The 14850-nt window shown below is 60.9% G+C and carries 15 protein-coding genes; 7 read left to right on the top strand and 8 right to left on the bottom strand.

Annotated features, from left to right (window positions below; all coding sequences use genetic code 11):
* Positions 1-642, top strand: a complete 642-nt coding sequence (locus HWN36_RS03215) for a metallophosphoesterase family protein (RefSeq protein WP_176788048.1) — start codon at positions 1-3, stop codon at positions 640-642.
* On the opposite strand, the gene cyaB is transcribed toward HWN36_RS03215, so the two are convergent.
* Positions 632-1153: a class IV adenylate cyclase gene (cyaB, locus tag HWN36_RS03210; RefSeq protein ID WP_176788047.1), complete on the bottom strand. Its 522-nt coding sequence runs from the start codon at positions 1151-1153 to the stop codon at positions 632-634. The two genes, HWN36_RS03215 and cyaB, sit on opposite strands and share 11 nt — an antisense overlap.
* A gap of 57 nt (positions 1154-1210) precedes the next feature.
* On the opposite strand from cyaB, the gene HWN36_RS03205 reads away from it, so the two are divergent.
* Entirely contained in the window at positions 1211-1897 is a 687-nt protein-coding gene (locus tag HWN36_RS03205; RefSeq protein WP_176788046.1) for a peptidylprolyl isomerase, read from the top strand.
* A 690-nt stretch (positions 1898-2587) separates the two neighbouring features.
* On the opposite strand, the gene HWN36_RS03200 is transcribed toward HWN36_RS03205, so the two are convergent.
* Together HWN36_RS03200 and rqcH are read right to left on the bottom strand one after the other, a co-directional pair.
* Positions 2588-3613 carry an mRNA surveillance protein pelota gene (locus HWN36_RS03200; protein ID WP_176788045.1) on the bottom strand — a complete coding sequence of 342 codons (1026 nt, stop codon included), beginning with the start codon at positions 3611-3613 and terminating at the stop codon, positions 2588-2590.
* Positions 3603-5510 carry a ribosome rescue protein RqcH gene (rqcH, locus tag HWN36_RS03195; RefSeq protein ID WP_176788044.1) on the bottom strand — a complete coding sequence of 636 codons (1908 nt, stop codon included), beginning with the start codon at positions 5508-5510 and terminating at the stop codon, positions 3603-3605. The genes HWN36_RS03200 and rqcH overlap by 11 nt, the downstream gene beginning before the upstream one ends.
* A 55-nt stretch (positions 5511-5565) precedes the next feature.
* Between rqcH and HWN36_RS03190 the strand changes: the two genes are divergently transcribed.
* Positions 5566-5940, top strand: coding sequence for an EMC6-like membrane protein (locus tag HWN36_RS03190; protein ID WP_246269834.1), 375 nt, complete (start codon positions 5566-5568; stop codon positions 5938-5940).
* 6 nt (positions 5941-5946) lie between these two features.
* Positions 5947-7716 carry a ribosome biogenesis/translation initiation ATPase RLI gene (locus HWN36_RS03185; RefSeq protein WP_176788042.1) on the top strand — a complete coding sequence of 590 codons (1770 nt, stop codon included), beginning with the start codon at positions 5947-5949 and terminating at the stop codon, positions 7714-7716.
* A 758-nt stretch (positions 7717-8474) separates the two neighbouring features.
* On the opposite strand, the gene HWN36_RS03180 is transcribed toward HWN36_RS03185, so the two are convergent.
* The gene (locus HWN36_RS03180) at positions 8475-8855 is read right to left on the bottom strand and encodes a translation initiation factor IF-5A (protein ID WP_176788041.1); all 381 of its coding nucleotides are present in this window, start codon (positions 8853-8855) and stop codon (positions 8475-8477) included.
* Between the two features lie 67 nt (positions 8856-8922).
* Here HWN36_RS03180 and HWN36_RS03175 point away from each other — a divergent pair, with 67 nt between their 5' ends.
* From HWN36_RS03175 to HWN36_RS03165, 3 genes are all read left to right on the top strand, one after another.
* Positions 8923-9699 (top strand): bifunctional fructose-bisphosphatase/inositol-phosphate phosphatase, encoded by a 777-nt coding sequence (locus tag HWN36_RS03175; RefSeq protein WP_176788040.1) that lies wholly within the window; start codon positions 8923-8925, stop codon positions 9697-9699.
* Between the two features lie 5 nt (positions 9700-9704).
* A complete protein-coding gene (locus HWN36_RS03170; protein ID WP_176788039.1) occupies positions 9705-10517 on the top strand; it encodes an NAD(+)/NADH kinase in 813 nt (270 codons plus the stop codon).
* Positions 10518-10582: 65 nt separating this feature from the next.
* On the top strand, positions 10583-11293 hold the full coding sequence (locus HWN36_RS03165; protein WP_176788038.1) for a DUF169 domain-containing protein: 711 nt from the start codon (positions 10583-10585) through the stop codon (positions 11291-11293).
* A gap of 3 nt (positions 11294-11296) precedes the next feature.
* Here HWN36_RS03165 and HWN36_RS03160 read toward each other — a convergent pair whose 3' ends face one another.
* The 4 genes from HWN36_RS03160 to HWN36_RS03145 all read right to left on the bottom strand — a co-directional run bounded on the left by HWN36_RS03160 (position 11297) and on the right by HWN36_RS03145 (position 14721).
* Positions 11297-11737, bottom strand: coding sequence for a hydrogenase maturation protease (locus tag HWN36_RS03160; RefSeq protein ID WP_176788037.1), 441 nt, complete (start codon positions 11735-11737; stop codon positions 11297-11299).
* 25 nt (positions 11738-11762) lie between these two features.
* Positions 11763-12596, bottom strand: coding sequence for a glycine betaine ABC transporter substrate-binding protein (locus tag HWN36_RS03155; RefSeq protein ID WP_343044914.1), 834 nt, complete (start codon positions 12594-12596; stop codon positions 11763-11765).
* Between the two features lie 62 nt (positions 12597-12658).
* Positions 12659-13504: an ABC transporter permease gene (locus tag HWN36_RS03150; RefSeq protein WP_176788035.1), complete on the bottom strand. Its 846-nt coding sequence runs from the start codon at positions 13502-13504 to the stop codon at positions 12659-12661.
* On the bottom strand, positions 13501-14721 hold the full coding sequence (locus HWN36_RS03145) for a quaternary amine ABC transporter ATP-binding protein (RefSeq protein ID WP_218133186.1): 1221 nt from the start codon (positions 14719-14721) through the stop codon (positions 13501-13503). Before HWN36_RS03145 ends, HWN36_RS03150 begins: the two co-directional genes overlap by 4 nt.
* Positions 14722-14850: the final 129 nt, after the last annotated feature.

The raw sequence follows: 14850 nt of genomic DNA, 5'->3' as shown, positions 1-14850 counted from the left end.
ATGATTGATGTGCTTTTGCTGGCAGATCTCCACGGCCAGTTGGGCAAGATGGAGGCATTCCTTGATCTCCAGCCCGACATTGTCATTATTGCCGGCGATCTCACACAGTTCGGGCCATGCGACATGGTCAGGAAGATGAGTGCGCTCATCGACGTACCGTGCTTTGCGGTACCGGGCAACTGTGATCCATGTGATATCTGCGATGCGCTTGAACACTCGGACTGCGTCAACCTCCACGGATCGAGTTTCTCGATCGGAAAGGTGTCCCTCGCCGGGATCGGCGGCTCAAATCCGACGCCATTTGATACACCGTTTGAACTGCAAGAACCTGAAATTGAGCGCCTGATTGTACGGGCCACATCACATATGGACAAAAACGTCCATAATGTGCTGGTCTCCCATGCGCCGCCCCACGGGGTCCTGGACCTCGCCGGGGAAGAGCATGTGGGGAGCACCAGCGTGAAAAACCATATGAAGGAGTTCGACCTCGTCTGCTGCGCCCATATGCACGAGCAGAGGGGCGTGGAAGAGGTTGACGGCGTCAAGGTCGTCAACCCGGGCCCGGCATCAGAGGGCTACTGCGCCATGATCCACTTCGGCGACGAGCCGAAGGATATCGGGATCGAGCTGCTCAGGGTCTGAGCAGTTCGAGATATGACTGCGGGATGTGGTCACCCTCTATCCCGAGTTCCCCTTTTATCCATTCGATCTGTTTCTCCGCGTCCCCGCCCAGTTCATGGGCCATCACCTCGATCTCGACGAAACTCCCGAGACCCTCGACGACATCGAGAGCGACATGCGCCGTCCCGAGGGCGAACTCCTCCCGGTATTTTCTGACAGAGGCGTGGAGACGGAACCCGAGGCGCTGCAGCACGTCCTCCATGATCTCGCCGGATTCGACGACGACGTTGAACTCCTCGCGCGTCTTCGAACCTCTGCCGATCATCTTCGGCCCCTTGTAGGTCACGGTGCACCGGTCACCCTCATAGCGGAGCCTGAGGGCTTCGTCGGTCGTGCCGAAGTCCCTGACCGGATGGTTGTAATAGACGTCGCGCTGATCGGTCGATACCGGGGAGGCCGCGCCGATATGGACGAGACGCGCACGTATTTTCGGAAGATCCGGAACCCGGATCTTTGCTTCGACTTCAAACATCCAATCCCACCAATTTAAGTATTTTCGTCGAGACTTAATATAGACAAGGTGTATCTCATGGTAATTAACGAAGGAGACATCATCAGACTCAACTATACAGGCCGGGTGGAGGGCGAGATTTTCGACACCACCATCGGGGCTGACGCTGAGGAAGCAGGCATCAAGAACCCGCAGAAAGACTACGAAGCGATCGTTGTCCGGGTCGGGAGCAACCACGTCATCCCGGGCCTCGACGAGGCGCTCGTCGGCAAGGAGATCGGCCAGCAGTACGAGGTCGAGGTGCCGGCCGAGAAGGGCTTTGGCCCCCACGACATGAAGCTCGTCGAGTCCGTGAACACCAACCAGTTCAGGGAGAAGCCGAAGTTCGGCATGCGCATCCAGTCGGGCGACCGCGAGGGTGTCGTGGTCAACGTGCTCGGCAAGAAGGCGGTCGTCGACTTCAACCACCCGCTCGCCGGCAAGACGCTCACCTACACCTTCACGATCGAGGGCATGGTCGAAGCCGTCGAGGAGAAGGCGCAGGGCTTCATCAAGCTCTTCTCAGGCCGCAAGATGGACCTCTCCTTTGCAGAGGGCACGCTCACCCTGAACCTTCCGGCCGGGATCAACTACGACAAGCGCTGGGTCATGGCCCGCGGCATCGTCGTCCACCAGATCTTCGAGTACATCCCCGAGGTGAAGGACATCGTCTTTGTCGAGACCTTCAAGCGCCCGGAGATGCCGGCCGAAGTGAAAGAAGAATAAACTCATCTTTTTTTTCAGTCACATTTCTGGTTTGGCGTGCTTGAGGCCATCGCCGTGCCATACCATCCAATCGCCCGCCCGGTCAGGGGAGCACCGGTCGATGAAAAATGATGGGTGATCAGATGGCGTGGGCTGCCCGTCCCTGCCCCTATCGCAGGTCTATGGGGCGGCAGGCCCCCCGGCAGAGGCAGAACCCCGATTCCCGTACACTCACGCAACGCCAGCCCCGCGCCGGGGGTTGCACCCCCGGACCCCCGCACACGATTGCCCCGGACGTGCGAGGGCGGTCGGGCCGGAGAGGCGATCATCCATCATCCCCACCAATCGCAATTCTGCGGGGCGGCAGGCCCCCGGCAAGGGCTGCTCGGTTATCAAGAACCCTCACGTTCTGGATGCGAAGAGACGATAGAACGAAGAGCGAAGTCCGCCTCTGGCCAGGGGGTTGCACCCCCGGAGACGAGGGAACGGTCGGGCTGGAGAGGCGATCATCCATCATTCCTCAATCGCAGATCTTTGAAGCAGCCGGCCACCCGGCACCGCCCCTCTCTTCAACCGTCTGCTCACGCAAAGGCGTGAAAATCCCCCACACCTTCGTGCCAGCGTGAGACACACCCACAATCCCGATTCGTCCAGGCAGGATCAGACGACGATCCGCAGATAAGGAGACCCGAAAAAAGAGAGCGCCGCCCCTCACCCGAGGGGATAGCGGAGGAGCGCCGCGATCCCGCCGAGGGCGTTGAGCCGGTCCCCGGGCTCGAACTCTGAGCTGAATACTACGACCCGTGCGTTGATCCGCTCGGCCTCTTCGAGGAGGCGGGCGATGCCGGGGTCCCGGATCAGGGCGTCGGAGACGAGCACCTCCTCTGCAGCGCCATAATCGATCGCCTTTCTCACCTCAGCCTTCCCGTAGGCCACCGCCCCGCCGGTCCCGATCCGTTTGAGCACCTCGTCCATCCTGGTCACCTCGCGGGCGAGCTGGAGGTCGCCGACAAGCCGCTCGAGCACGCCCTGCCCGATCACCTCCTGCACCGCCCCGCGGCCGATCCGCCGCGTCTCGACGGTGACGACCCGCTCGCCGAGGTCGGGATTCTTCGCCTTCAGGAACCTGACAAAGTCGTCTTTGACAAAACCCGGGCCGGCCACGACGACCGGGCCTGTCACGTCCCTGAGGGTGGCCAGGGCGTCTGAGAAGAACGCCGCTTTTCCATCGATCTCCGCACCCTTCCCGCTCCCGGCGGTGATGGTCACCACCCGTTCGGGGCCGTACTGCCTGATCCTGAAGAGCTCGCCCTCCCCCTCCTCGATCGTGATCACATGCACGACATTGTGGAGGGAGGCCCCGACCGCCCGCTCCACCCGTTCGAGATCGATGCCGCGCCAGTGCCTGACGACCGAGATCTCGTAGCCGGGCTCGACATTGAGGGTGTGATACGAGGAGACGTCCACCCCGGACTCGATCACCCCGCCGACCCTGAGGCGATTCGCATAGGGATGGAACTCCACCCGCTCCACCCTGATCCCGAGGCGGACCGGCCGTTTCTCGGCCTTTTCAGGGCGGAGTTTGTCGGTCGCCATATCGACGGTCCGCAGGGTCGTCGCAAACACGAGGTTGCCGGGGGTGATCAGGTGTTCCAGGTGCCAGAGGTCGTCGAGGGACTCGGGGAAGAGCCGGATCTCGCCGTACGGCCCCTTGAGTTCACCGTATTCAGCCTTCATGCTCGCCCACGATGTCCGACTCGCCAGGCGGGACGAAGGCGGCGATCGCCTCGGTATTCAGCGCCGCCTTCATCTTCTTCCAGATCTCGTCGCCGACCTGCTCCCTGAAGACGCGGCCGATCTTTTTCGCGACGTCGTTGGGGCCGAAGGTGCCGGGCATGAGTTCGACAAGGTGATCGGTACGGGCCCTGACCGCCGCGGTCGGGCCGCCGATGACCGTCACATCGGGCTTCAGCTGCACCCCGATCGCCACGCCGAGCGGGACGTCCCTGACGTAATGCCGCTCGCCCCTGACGATAAACGCACCCCTGGAAACGTACTCGCCCGACTCCGGCGTCTTGCTCACCTGGTCGGGACGGGCGATATAGACGTCGGCGGCGAAGTGCCCGGCCTTCCAGGCATTCGAGTACGAGGCGGCAAAGCAGGCAACCTCGTCCTCAAGGTGTTCGGTCGGCCCCTTGACGATGACCACCGAACCGCCGTGGACGTCGGCGTGGACAAAGGTGTCCTTCCCCTCCATGTAGCGCTTGACCAGTTCCTCGTTCTGGGAGGCGTCCCGCCCGCCGAGCACCAGGGTGCCGTCGGTGGTGTAGAACCACCTGAACCGGTGGAACCACTTCTTCTTCAGGAGGTGGAGTGTTTCCTTCGGTTTCTCTTTTTGTTTCGGCACACCGCGCTCCATCGCCGCGAGCGCCCCTTCCTTCTTCTTCCTGAACTTCTTGATCTGGTCGTAGTAGCGCTCGACGTTCGCCTCCACACTCTCGTGGACATGGATCGTCACCTGTATCCCGACGTCGACATCGACGGCGGCATCGGCCGGATGAACCGAGACCACCGCTTTCGCTGCCGGAAGGTCGCTCGACTTGAGGATTTTTTCGATCTCCTGCCAGGACATACTCCGGCTCGCCCGCTGGAGTGTGGTGATCACCTCCTGCACGAGGGGATAGTTCGTATAGATCGCCTCGACGGCCTTCTCGGCCCTGGCGATCTTGCCCTCGAACTTCTTGATCGCGGTCTCCTGCTGAAGCCGGATGACCTCCTCGCGGCTGAGTTTCGGCCTCTTCTCCTCCGCTTTTGTGACCGAGGCCGGCACCTCGGGATAGAACGACTCAAGTGCGGCGTTGTAGGTGTCAAACGCCTGCTGCACCGTGCCGAGGCCGCGGACAGGCCAGCACCCGCTCTCCGTCACCACCGGCGCGGGATGCGCCTCCACATCCCGGATCAGCCCCTGGAACGCTGCATAGACCGCACCCGCGTCGGCCGAAGAGGCAGGGATATCCTTATCGACGCCGGCTCTGCTGCAGACGAGCTCCGCATAGGTGCCGCCGAGCAGGCAGCCGACGGCGAGTGTCCTGACCAGATCGCGATTCGAAGCGGCGAGCATGCCTGCAAACGCCCCTTCGTCCATCTCGCTACAGTCCGCTCCCTCGGGGAGGAGATAGGCCTCGCCCGGAACGACCGCCCGGTCCTTGAAGCGGTGGTGCCAGAGCGGCTTGAGGATCACGCCGCCCTCGTCGAGAAGGACGGCGTTTCCTTCGTCGAAGAGTTCGATCACCAGCCTCAACACGCCTGTTTTCTTTCCGATATCGATATAGAATATTCGCTGGAGGCCGTACTGGCCGATCCCCCTGACCCGTCCGCCCTCCAGGTGCTTTCGCAGGAACATCGCATATCCCAGGGGCGTTTTCGGGGATTCGGGAAGAGAGGCGACAAGGTGCGCTCTCCTCCCGGTCTCTATGAGAAACTGGCGCTTCACCCCTCCTTCGCCGTTGAGCCTGATGCCGAGCGTTTTTGTATCGTACTGGTAGATCTTTCCGATCCAGAGGGGGAGGTGGCCGCAGAGTTCTGTTACCATCGCCCTGACGTCAATCCCGCTCATCCCCTGTTTGTTTGCCATTGATTATACCAAATTAAATATGGCTCAAGCACTAAAAATACTCCACTGATGCATGATGAGCGAGGAGGAGCACGTACAGATCAAACCTGATGCACCTAAAGAGAAGGGTGAAAAGAATCAGGCACAGAAACGGACCGAGCATATAGAGCGCATACACCGGACTCTTGTGGCATGTTTTATGGGTATCGCCGCAGGAATGCTCTCATATTATCTCTCGGGTGCCGTTGACCCTGCAACAGGGATGCAGCAGAACCAGATCATCGGCGTCCTCTTCCTGATGGCCGCGGTCGTCTTCCAGAAGCACATATTCATGCTCATGAAGATCGACTACACCGAACTGGGGGGAAAAGACTGGTTTTATCAGGCGTTTATGACCTTCTCCTTCTGGTTAATCGCGTGGGCCGTCATGCTCACCACATCAGCGGTGTGATCAGTCATGCGTATTGCCGTCGTTCATAAAGACAACTGTCATTCAAAGAAGTGCGGGACCGAGTGTATTCTCTACTGCCCGAGGGTGCGGAGCGGCGACGAGACCATCGCCCTCGGCGAGGATGAAAAGGCGGTAATATCCGAGGAACTCTGTGTGGGGTGCGGGATCTGCGTTAAAAAGTGCCCCTTCGGCGCGATCGATATCGTGAACCTTCCCGAAGAACTCGAACAGCCAACGCACCGCTACGGCGTGAACGGGTTTGCCCTGTATGGTCTTCCCATACCGGTCGAGGGAAAGGCCACCGGCATTCTCGGCCCGAACGGTATCGGCAAGTCCACGTCCATCCAGATCCTATCAGGGCAGATGCGGCCGAACCTGGGCATTTTTGAGAGCACGGTCTCATGGGACGAGATATTCAAACAGTTCGCCGGGACAGAACTCTTCGATTACCTCAAGCACGTCTCAGGAAAAGAGATCAAAGTCGCTCTCAAACCCCAGTATATCACCTACATCCCGAAGGCCTTCTCAGGCACGGTGAGGGACCTCCTCTCGAAGACAGACGAGCGCGGGGCGCTGGACCACCTGGTCGACGAACTCGCCCTCGGATCCATCCTGGACCGCGACATCAAGAACCTCAGCGGGGGCGAGCTGCAGCGGGTGGCAGTCGCCGCCTGCCTTGCCCGCGACGCCGATTTCTATTTCCTCGACGAGATCACGCCATACCTGGACATCTACCAGAGAATGGCGGCAGCAAACCTCATCAGGGAGGTGGCAGAGCACCGTCCGGTGGTGATCGTGGAGCACGACCTCGCTATCCTGGACATGCTCGCCGACACCGTGCACGTCGCCTATGGCCGGCCCGCCGTGTTCGGCGTGATTACCGGGCCGAAGGGCGTGCGGGTCGGGATCAACGATTATCTCGAAGGCTACCTCCCTGAGGAGAACGTCCGTTTCCGGGATTACGCCGTCGTCTTCGAGAAACGTGCGCATACCAAAGAAGCCGTCAGGGAAGAACTCTTCACCTTCCCGCAGATGTCGAAGACCTACGACCGCTTCAGGCTCTCGGTCAGGGGAGGGGAGATCAGGAAGGGCGAGGTGCTTGGCCTGGTCGGCCCGAACGGCATCGGCAAGTCCACCTTTGCAAAACTCCTCGCCGGCGTCGAGGAGCCGGACGGCGGGCCGCTTGCGGAGAAGGTCACGATCTCGTACAAACCGCAATACGTCAGCGCCGATTCGTCCGACACCGTCGAGTTCATGCTGCGGCGGATCACCAGACGCTTCGACTCGTCGTACTATCAGCACGAGGTGATCGAGCCCCTCGCCCTCGGCCCGATCCTCCAGTCGCCGGTCGACACCCTCTCGGGCGGCGAACTGCAGCGGGTGGCGATCGCTGCCTGCCTCTCCCGCGACGCCGACCTCTATATCATCGACGAGCCGAGCGCCCACCTCGACGTGGAGCAGCGGATGAACCTGGTGCGGGTGCTCAAGCACCATGCCGAGGGGAAAGAGTGCGGCGTCCTCGTCATCGACCACGACATCTACCTCATCGACATGATCTCCGAGAGGATCGTGGTCTTCGACGGCGAACCTGGCGTGGCGGGCGAGGCGAAAGGGCCGTTCTCGATGCGCGACGGCATGAACCTCTTCCTCTCCGGCCTCGGCGTCACCTTCAGGCGGGACAAGAGCGGGCGACCGCGGATCAATAAACCAGAATCCTTCCTGGACCGCGACCAGCGCTCGAAGGGCGAGTATTATTACGCCGGGGCCGAGGAATAACCCCGCACTTTTTTCCTGCTCTTCTGCGTGAACGTGCATGATACCGTCGTCTGGCGCCGCTCAGGGAAACCGAGACGAAGGTCTGACGCCATAGGCTGACGATTCGGCTCTTCGCTCCTTTGTGTGGGTAGCCATGATACCTTCATCTGACCCCCTCAGGTGAACGGGGGTATCATACGCGAAAGACGACGATTTTAGAGGCGGGAAGTATCTCAAGACGAACATGTCGACGGGTAGATCGGCGTGCCGGTGCCGGGGGGCCTGCTGCCCCCTGGTCCCCCGCAAAATACGATTGATGCAGGACGGCAGACCTCCTCCCCTGGACATCGCCTCCCGCCTTCCCGATCCAATCGTGCGCGGGGGTCCGGGGGCAGAGCCCCCGGCGCGGGCTGCAGGAAAGCGGTCGATCGAAAAAGAGGATTGCCGCCCTGGTGCCGGGGGGCCTGCCGCCCCATAGACCTGCGATTGGGGCAGGGATGGACAAACCACTCTGGCCCGATCATCCATCATTTTCATCGATCGATGCTCCGCCCAGCCCCTCCTCGCATATCCAGGGCAATCGCATGCGGGGGTCCGGGGGTGCAACCCCCGGAGAACACCCAGCAGAACGTGGTTGATTCCAGACACCATCAATGACCTGAGCGATTGGATCAGGATGGGGGCCACTCAGGTGAAAGGGTGAAGAACCGATAATGTCGGTGGAGCCTGAATGAGCATCAGGCAAAAAGAGTATTGGGATAAACTTCCACACTATGCGTTTAGAAGTCCAGTTTCCTCTTGCCGAGGGCCTCGATGTACTGGACCTCGGCTCCGGCCACCATCGCGGCGATCTGGTCCTCGGGAACCGCAATCTCAAACATCGTGAAGTCCTTGACGTCCATCAGCTGCGCGACGTTCCCGGCGATCGAGATGACCTGCGCCATCTTCCGCTCGACAACCGGCACATAGACCTTGGTCGAGACGGGCTGCACGATCGAACGCTTCTGGCCGTCGAAGATCCCGACCACATCGATACGGGCCTTTGCGGCACCGTGTTTGCCCGGCTTGGAGGTGGCAATCGTGAGGATCTTGCAGGGTTCGTCATCGACCACAACGTAGCGGCCTTCCTTTAATTTTCCAGTCTCAGTCTGTTCCTTCATTGAGTTCACGCTCGCAGTAGTAATTTATCTTTATGGCAATAGATAAATACAACGCAAAGGCGTATTCATGGACTTCATCAAATGGTGCGGAGACCTTGCCGATCAGGTCGGGGAGACGGTGAAAGATCTTGTCGACAGCCCTGAGGGTGCACAATATATCAGGATGGGCGCAGACGGGACGCCGACTGAACGGATCGACCAGGCTGCAGAGGAGTGCGTGGTGGCGGCGCTGCGCGAGAACCCATTCTGCAGCCGCCTTATCTCCGAGGAACTCGGGATCGTCGATATCGGCGGGGAAAAAGGCGCCGTCTACCTCGACCCGATCGACGGCACCTACAACGCAGTCCACGGCATACCGTTCTATGCGATCTCGATCGCCTACGGCGAGGACGGTGTTCTCCAGCAGGGTTTTGTCCGTGACCTCTGCAACGGGGAGACGTTTTCGGCCGTGCTGGGCAGGGGCGCATACCTGGACGGACAGCCGATCAGGGTTTCAAAGACCGCACTCCTCGAGGAGAGCGCGCTTTCGATATACGGGCGAAAATTCGATCCCTCGACGGTGCTGCCCCTCGGAGAGAAGATCCGGCGCTGGCGGCTGCTCGGCGCCTCCTCCCTTGAACTCGCCTATGTGGCCTGCGGGAGACTGGACGGTTTTGTCGATACCAGGAACACCCTCCGCGTCATAGACGCCGCGGCCGGCATCGTGCTCTGCGAGGCGGCCGGAGGAAAAGTGAGCGGAGTCGACGGCCTGCCGGTGAAATTCTCCGACGACGTGAGCGCCGGCCGCTGCCTGATCGCGACGAACGCCGTCCTCCATACAAAGATCATCGAATACCTGAGGTGAAAGAGATGAAGGCGCTCCTGATGTCAAGGATCGATACCCCTGAGGTGCTCGCCTATGCGGACGAGATCAGGCGCCTTCTCCTCTCCCTCGGCTATACCGTCACCCTCGAAGAAGGGACCGCAGACGCCCTCGGCGAGACAGGCGAGTCTCTCGGCGAGACCGACGCCGGGATCGTCGTCGCCGTCGGGGGCGACGGCACGGTCCTCCTCGCCGTCCAGATGATGACGCGCCAGATCCCGGTGATCGGGATCAACAGGGGACACGTCGGATTTCTTGCCGATCTCGAAGACCGAGAGGTGCCGGCATTTTTCGCGAATCTTCGCGAAGGGATGCGCCTCGATCGGCGGATGCGCATCTCGCTCTTCCATGAAGGGGAACACCTCGGCGAGGCCCTCAACGAGGCGGTGATCGTTACCGCCCGCCCGGCGAAGATGCTCAGGTTCACGATCATCATCGACGGCATCGAGGTCGAGGAGTTCAGGGCCGACGGCCTGATCATCGCCACGCCGACCGGTTCGACGGCCTATGCGATGAGCGGCGGCGGACCGATCGTCGACCCGAAGTTCGACGGATTTCTGCTGGTGCCCCTCGCCCCCTATATGCTCTCCTCACGCCCGCACCTCATCGACAGCGGGAGGAACCTGAAGATCAGGCTCGAAAGCACAAAGCCGGCCCAGCTCGTCCTCGACGGCAGAGGGGATTTCACGCTTGGCAGCGGGGCGGAGATCTCGGTGCGGAGATCCGACGCTCCTGCCATCTTTCTCGATGCCGGCAAGAATTTTTTCCTGAAAGTGCGGGAGAAACTCCACAACCTCTGATCCTTGCGGAGAACCACAGATTTATCTTTTCTGCAGGAGAGCATACAGGAGTGGAGGAATCGAAAATGAGTGATATAAGAACTCCAATCAATTATGCCGAAGTCTCGGAAACGCTGAAGCACTATCTCGGCCTCTCGGGCTCGCCGGTGGCGGTCAAGTTCGCACAGACAAAAGATCAGATCCCCGAGGGCATGGAGGCGCTCGACGAGGCCGCCCGCCACTGCCAGATGGTCAGCTGGGCGCGCAAGGACGGGAAGATCTTCTATGCGACCGCCGATAAGCACACCTGCCAGGGCGGGGCATGGGCGCTCGGCCTCAAGGAGATCACGCCGAGCCTGAAGAGCGGCGAGTTCTACTATAAACTCGGCAAGTTCGATACCTGGGCCGGGTGCAAGCGCACCATCGACCGTGTGCCGCACGTCGAGTCCGGGACCACCTATGCGACGATGTATGCACCACTGGAGAAGACGCCCTTCACCCCGACGGTCGTCCTGATCGTCACCACGCCGCGGGCGATGCTCAAACTCGCACAGAGCGTGCTGTACAAACTCGGCGGGAGGATCGAGGCGAACTTCGCCGGGATCCAGTCTATCTGCGCCGACACCACCGCACAGACCTACCTGAACGGGCGGGTGAACTTCTCGCTCGGCTGCGACGGGTCGCGCAAGTTCTCAGGGATTGCCGAAGAAGAGATGGTCATGGGCATCCCGGTAGAGCTCCTCCCTGAGATCGCCGAGACGATCAAGATCGTCACTTCGGCGCCGGGTTCGGTCTGAACCCTATTCTCTTTTTATTTCTTCGAGCACCTTCAGGCACGCGAGCGGTACGGCCGCCCGCACTTCCGGGCTCATCTCCTGTGAAAACGCCTCGATCTCTCCCCCTTCGATCCCGACAATGACAATCTCGGCATTGATGCCGGTCTCGCGGGCAACGGCGATCGCCTCCGCGATCCCGAAGTCATGGAGCGACATAGGAAAGAGCGACGACGGCGGCACCTCGTGAAAGACTCTCACCTCGCCGATCTCCCCCATGCCGGTCGTGGCGTCCACGATGACGACGCGGTCGCACCCCTCCATCAGGGAGATGAGCCCGAACCCGCCCAGGCCCCCGTCGACGATATCGAGATCAGGGTGGTCAGCCGCAAGCCGCGCCATCACGGCAGGGCCGACGCCGTCGTTGCCCATATAGGGGTTCCCGCATGCAATGACGCGGACATTCATGGGAAAAAAGAGGATGTTCTTCTGGTTATGCTTTGCCGATCCAGGCATCGACCTGGTCCTGGTGCTCGTCGACCCACCGCTTCGCGGCGTCGTCCACCGGGGTTCCGTTCTCGATATCGAGCATCACCGACTCCATGTCGGCAGTGGTCCAGTGGAAGCGCTCCAGGATCGCATAGGCCTCGGGCTTATCCTGCTCCAGGCCCGCGCGGGCGAGCGTGGCAATGTACTCCTCGCCGCCGTACGCTCCCTTCGGGTCGTCGAGGTACTTCAGGTCCCAGCGGGCGAACATCCAGTGTGGCGTCCATCCGGTGACCACAACCCACTTCTCCTCGTTGATCGCCTTGCGCAGGGCCGAGGCCATGCCGGCGCTTGAACTGTAGATGAGTTCGTAATCCAGGCCGTAATCGGCGATCGCCGTCTCGGTGGCGGACATGATGCCGGCACCGGGTTCGATACCGACGATCGTCCCGTCGAACTGTTCTGAGACGCTATTGAGCTGCTCAATCGAGTCGATGGTCACATAGGCCGGAACGACAAGACCGATCTTCGCCCCTTCAAGGTTCTTCCCGACCATCACGATCGAATCGCCATAGGTTTCCATGTAGGTCTTGTGTGTGGCAGGCAGCCACGACGAGACCGTGCAGTCGAAATTGCCGGCCGCAAGCCCCTGGTATAGGGGCGCTGCATCGACAGCGGTGATCTCCACCGTATAGCCCGCCCCCTCGAAGGCCTGCTTGAGCACATTGGTGCTCGAGATCTCAGAGTCCCAGAGGACGTAGCCGATGCTGATCGATTTATCCTCGGACGGTGATGCACCGCCGTCGGATCCGGTGCATCCTGCCGTCAGGACAAAACACACTGCAACAATTCCTAAAAGGACAGTTCCTAACAAATTTTTTCGCTTCATATGAATACTCCGTTTCATTGGTTACCCTCTCGCCCGGCGATGAGGCTCTGGGTCAGGCGGTCCAGGATGATCGCCAGGATCACGATCGCAAGCCCGGCTTCAAAGCCGGTGCCGATATCGAGACGCTGGATCCCTTCGAGCACCTTGTAGCCGAGCCCCCGCGCACCGATCATGGCGGCGATGACCACCATCGAGAGGGCCATCATGATGCACTGGTTTACCCCGGCCATGATCGTCGGCATGGCGAGGGGGAGCTGTACTTTGATGAGTTTCTGCCGTTCGGTCGTCCCGAACGCCTCGGCAAGTTCGATCAGGTCGCGAGGCACCTGCAGGATGCCGAGCGCCGTGAGCCTGATCACCGGCGGCATCGCAAACACGACCGTGGCGATCATGCCGGGGACGTTGCCCAGGCCGAAGAAGATGACCGCCGGGATCAGATAGACGAACGCCGGCATCGTCTGCATCAGATCCAGGACCGGCTTGAGCGCCCGGTTCGCCATCTCAGAGTGCGCTGCCAGAATCCCGGTCGGGATCCCGATGAGAAGGGCGAGGAGCGTCGAGGCGATCACGAGCGCCAGCGTCTCCATCGAGAGATCCCAGAGGTGCAGGTCCCAGACGAGCAGCAGCCCGAGGGCCGAACCGACGGCGAGATGCGTGTTCCGGCGGCTGATAAACCAGACCAGGACAGCGGCAACGACGATGAAGACCGGCGGGGGCAGGACGAGCAGGGCGTCCCTGAGGAGGGAGATGACAAAACCGAGGGCACCGCTGATCCCGTTCAGGAGCCAGCCAAACGTCCCCTCGATCCAGGAGACGAGCACCTCCACGGCATCGCCGATGGGAACCTTCGGGAGGTTCATGTACTCTCCTCCTCATCCGGCGCACCCGAGATCGCCAGGGCTCCAAGGAGCGAACCCCTGATGATGACGCCCCTGAGGCGATGGCAGGTGTCGACCACCGCAACCGGGTACTGGCTGGTGGCCACCGTCCCGATCAGGTCGCGCACCGGCGTCTCGGGCGCCGTCACCGGGGTCCCGGTGATGAGGATCTCCGCAAGGCTTTTTTTCTCCTTTGCAGCCTTCACAGCATCTTCCACGACGATCAGCCCCTTCAAGACTTTGCCCTTTCCGACCGCAAAGATTGAGGAGATGCCATGCTCCTCCATCAGTTTGAGCGCGACCCTCGGCCCGGACTCAATCCAGACGGTAGGTTCAGGGGGTTTCATGACGCCCTCTGCCGTGAGCACCCGGGTCATATCGACGCCGGCAACGAACCTTGCCACATACTCGTCCGCCGGGGCGGTCAGGATCTCCTCTGGAGTGCCGACCTGAATGATCCGGCCATCCTTCATCAGAGCGATCCGATTCCCGAGCTTCAGGGCCTCGTCGAGGTCATGGGTCACAAAGACGATCGTCTTGTTCAGGGCGTTCTGGAGGTCGAGGAGTTCGTCCTGCATCCCGGCCCTGATTATGGGATCGAGGGCGCTGAACGCCTCGTCCATGAGCAGAATATCGGGATCGCTCGCAAGCGCCCGGGCGAGGCCGACACGCTGCTTCATCCCGCCGGAGAGGTGGTCGGGCATGCTCTCCTCATAGCCGGAGAGCCCGACCATTTCAAGGGTCTGCCGCGCTTTTTCCAGCCGCTCGCTCTCCGGGATCTCCTGGACCTCCAGTCCAAAGGCGACGTTCTCGACCACGCTCCGGTGCGGCAGGAGGGCGAAGTTCTGGAAAACCATGCCGAGTTTCTTCCGCCTCACCTCGCGGAGCGCCGCCTCGTCCAGGGAGGCGATATCGATCCCGTCAAGAAGGATCTTCCCGGAGGTCGGAGGAATAAGACGGTTGAGGCACCTGAGCAGGGTAGATTTCCCTGAACCCGAGAGCCCCATGATCACGAAGATCTCGCCCTCGAGGATCTCGAGGTCGATCGCCTGAAGGCCGACGGTCTGCCCGGTTTCCTCCAGAATCTCTTCTTTTGAGCGGCCCATTTCAAGAAGAGAGAGGGCCGCTTTCGGGCGGTTGCCAAAAATTTTATACAGAGAATGAATAACGAGTTTCGGTTTTTGTATTTCCTGATCCATGAACGCCTCCGCTGAGGGCTGATCGAGGGGTCCCAAGACAGGACGACAACACTGTCGACGATGCAGGTGCACTGCCAAACCCCATCCAAATCAGAGGGACACCCGTTTCGGGTGGCCATAAACAAGACA

It is taken from the genome of Methanofollis tationis (assembly GCF_013377755.1).
GTDB classification, from domain to species: domain Archaea; phylum Halobacteriota; class Methanomicrobia; order Methanomicrobiales; family Methanofollaceae; genus Methanofollis; species Methanofollis tationis.
Note: the sequence above shows the minus strand (reverse complement) of the source record. Positions and strands in the feature narration are given on the sequence as shown.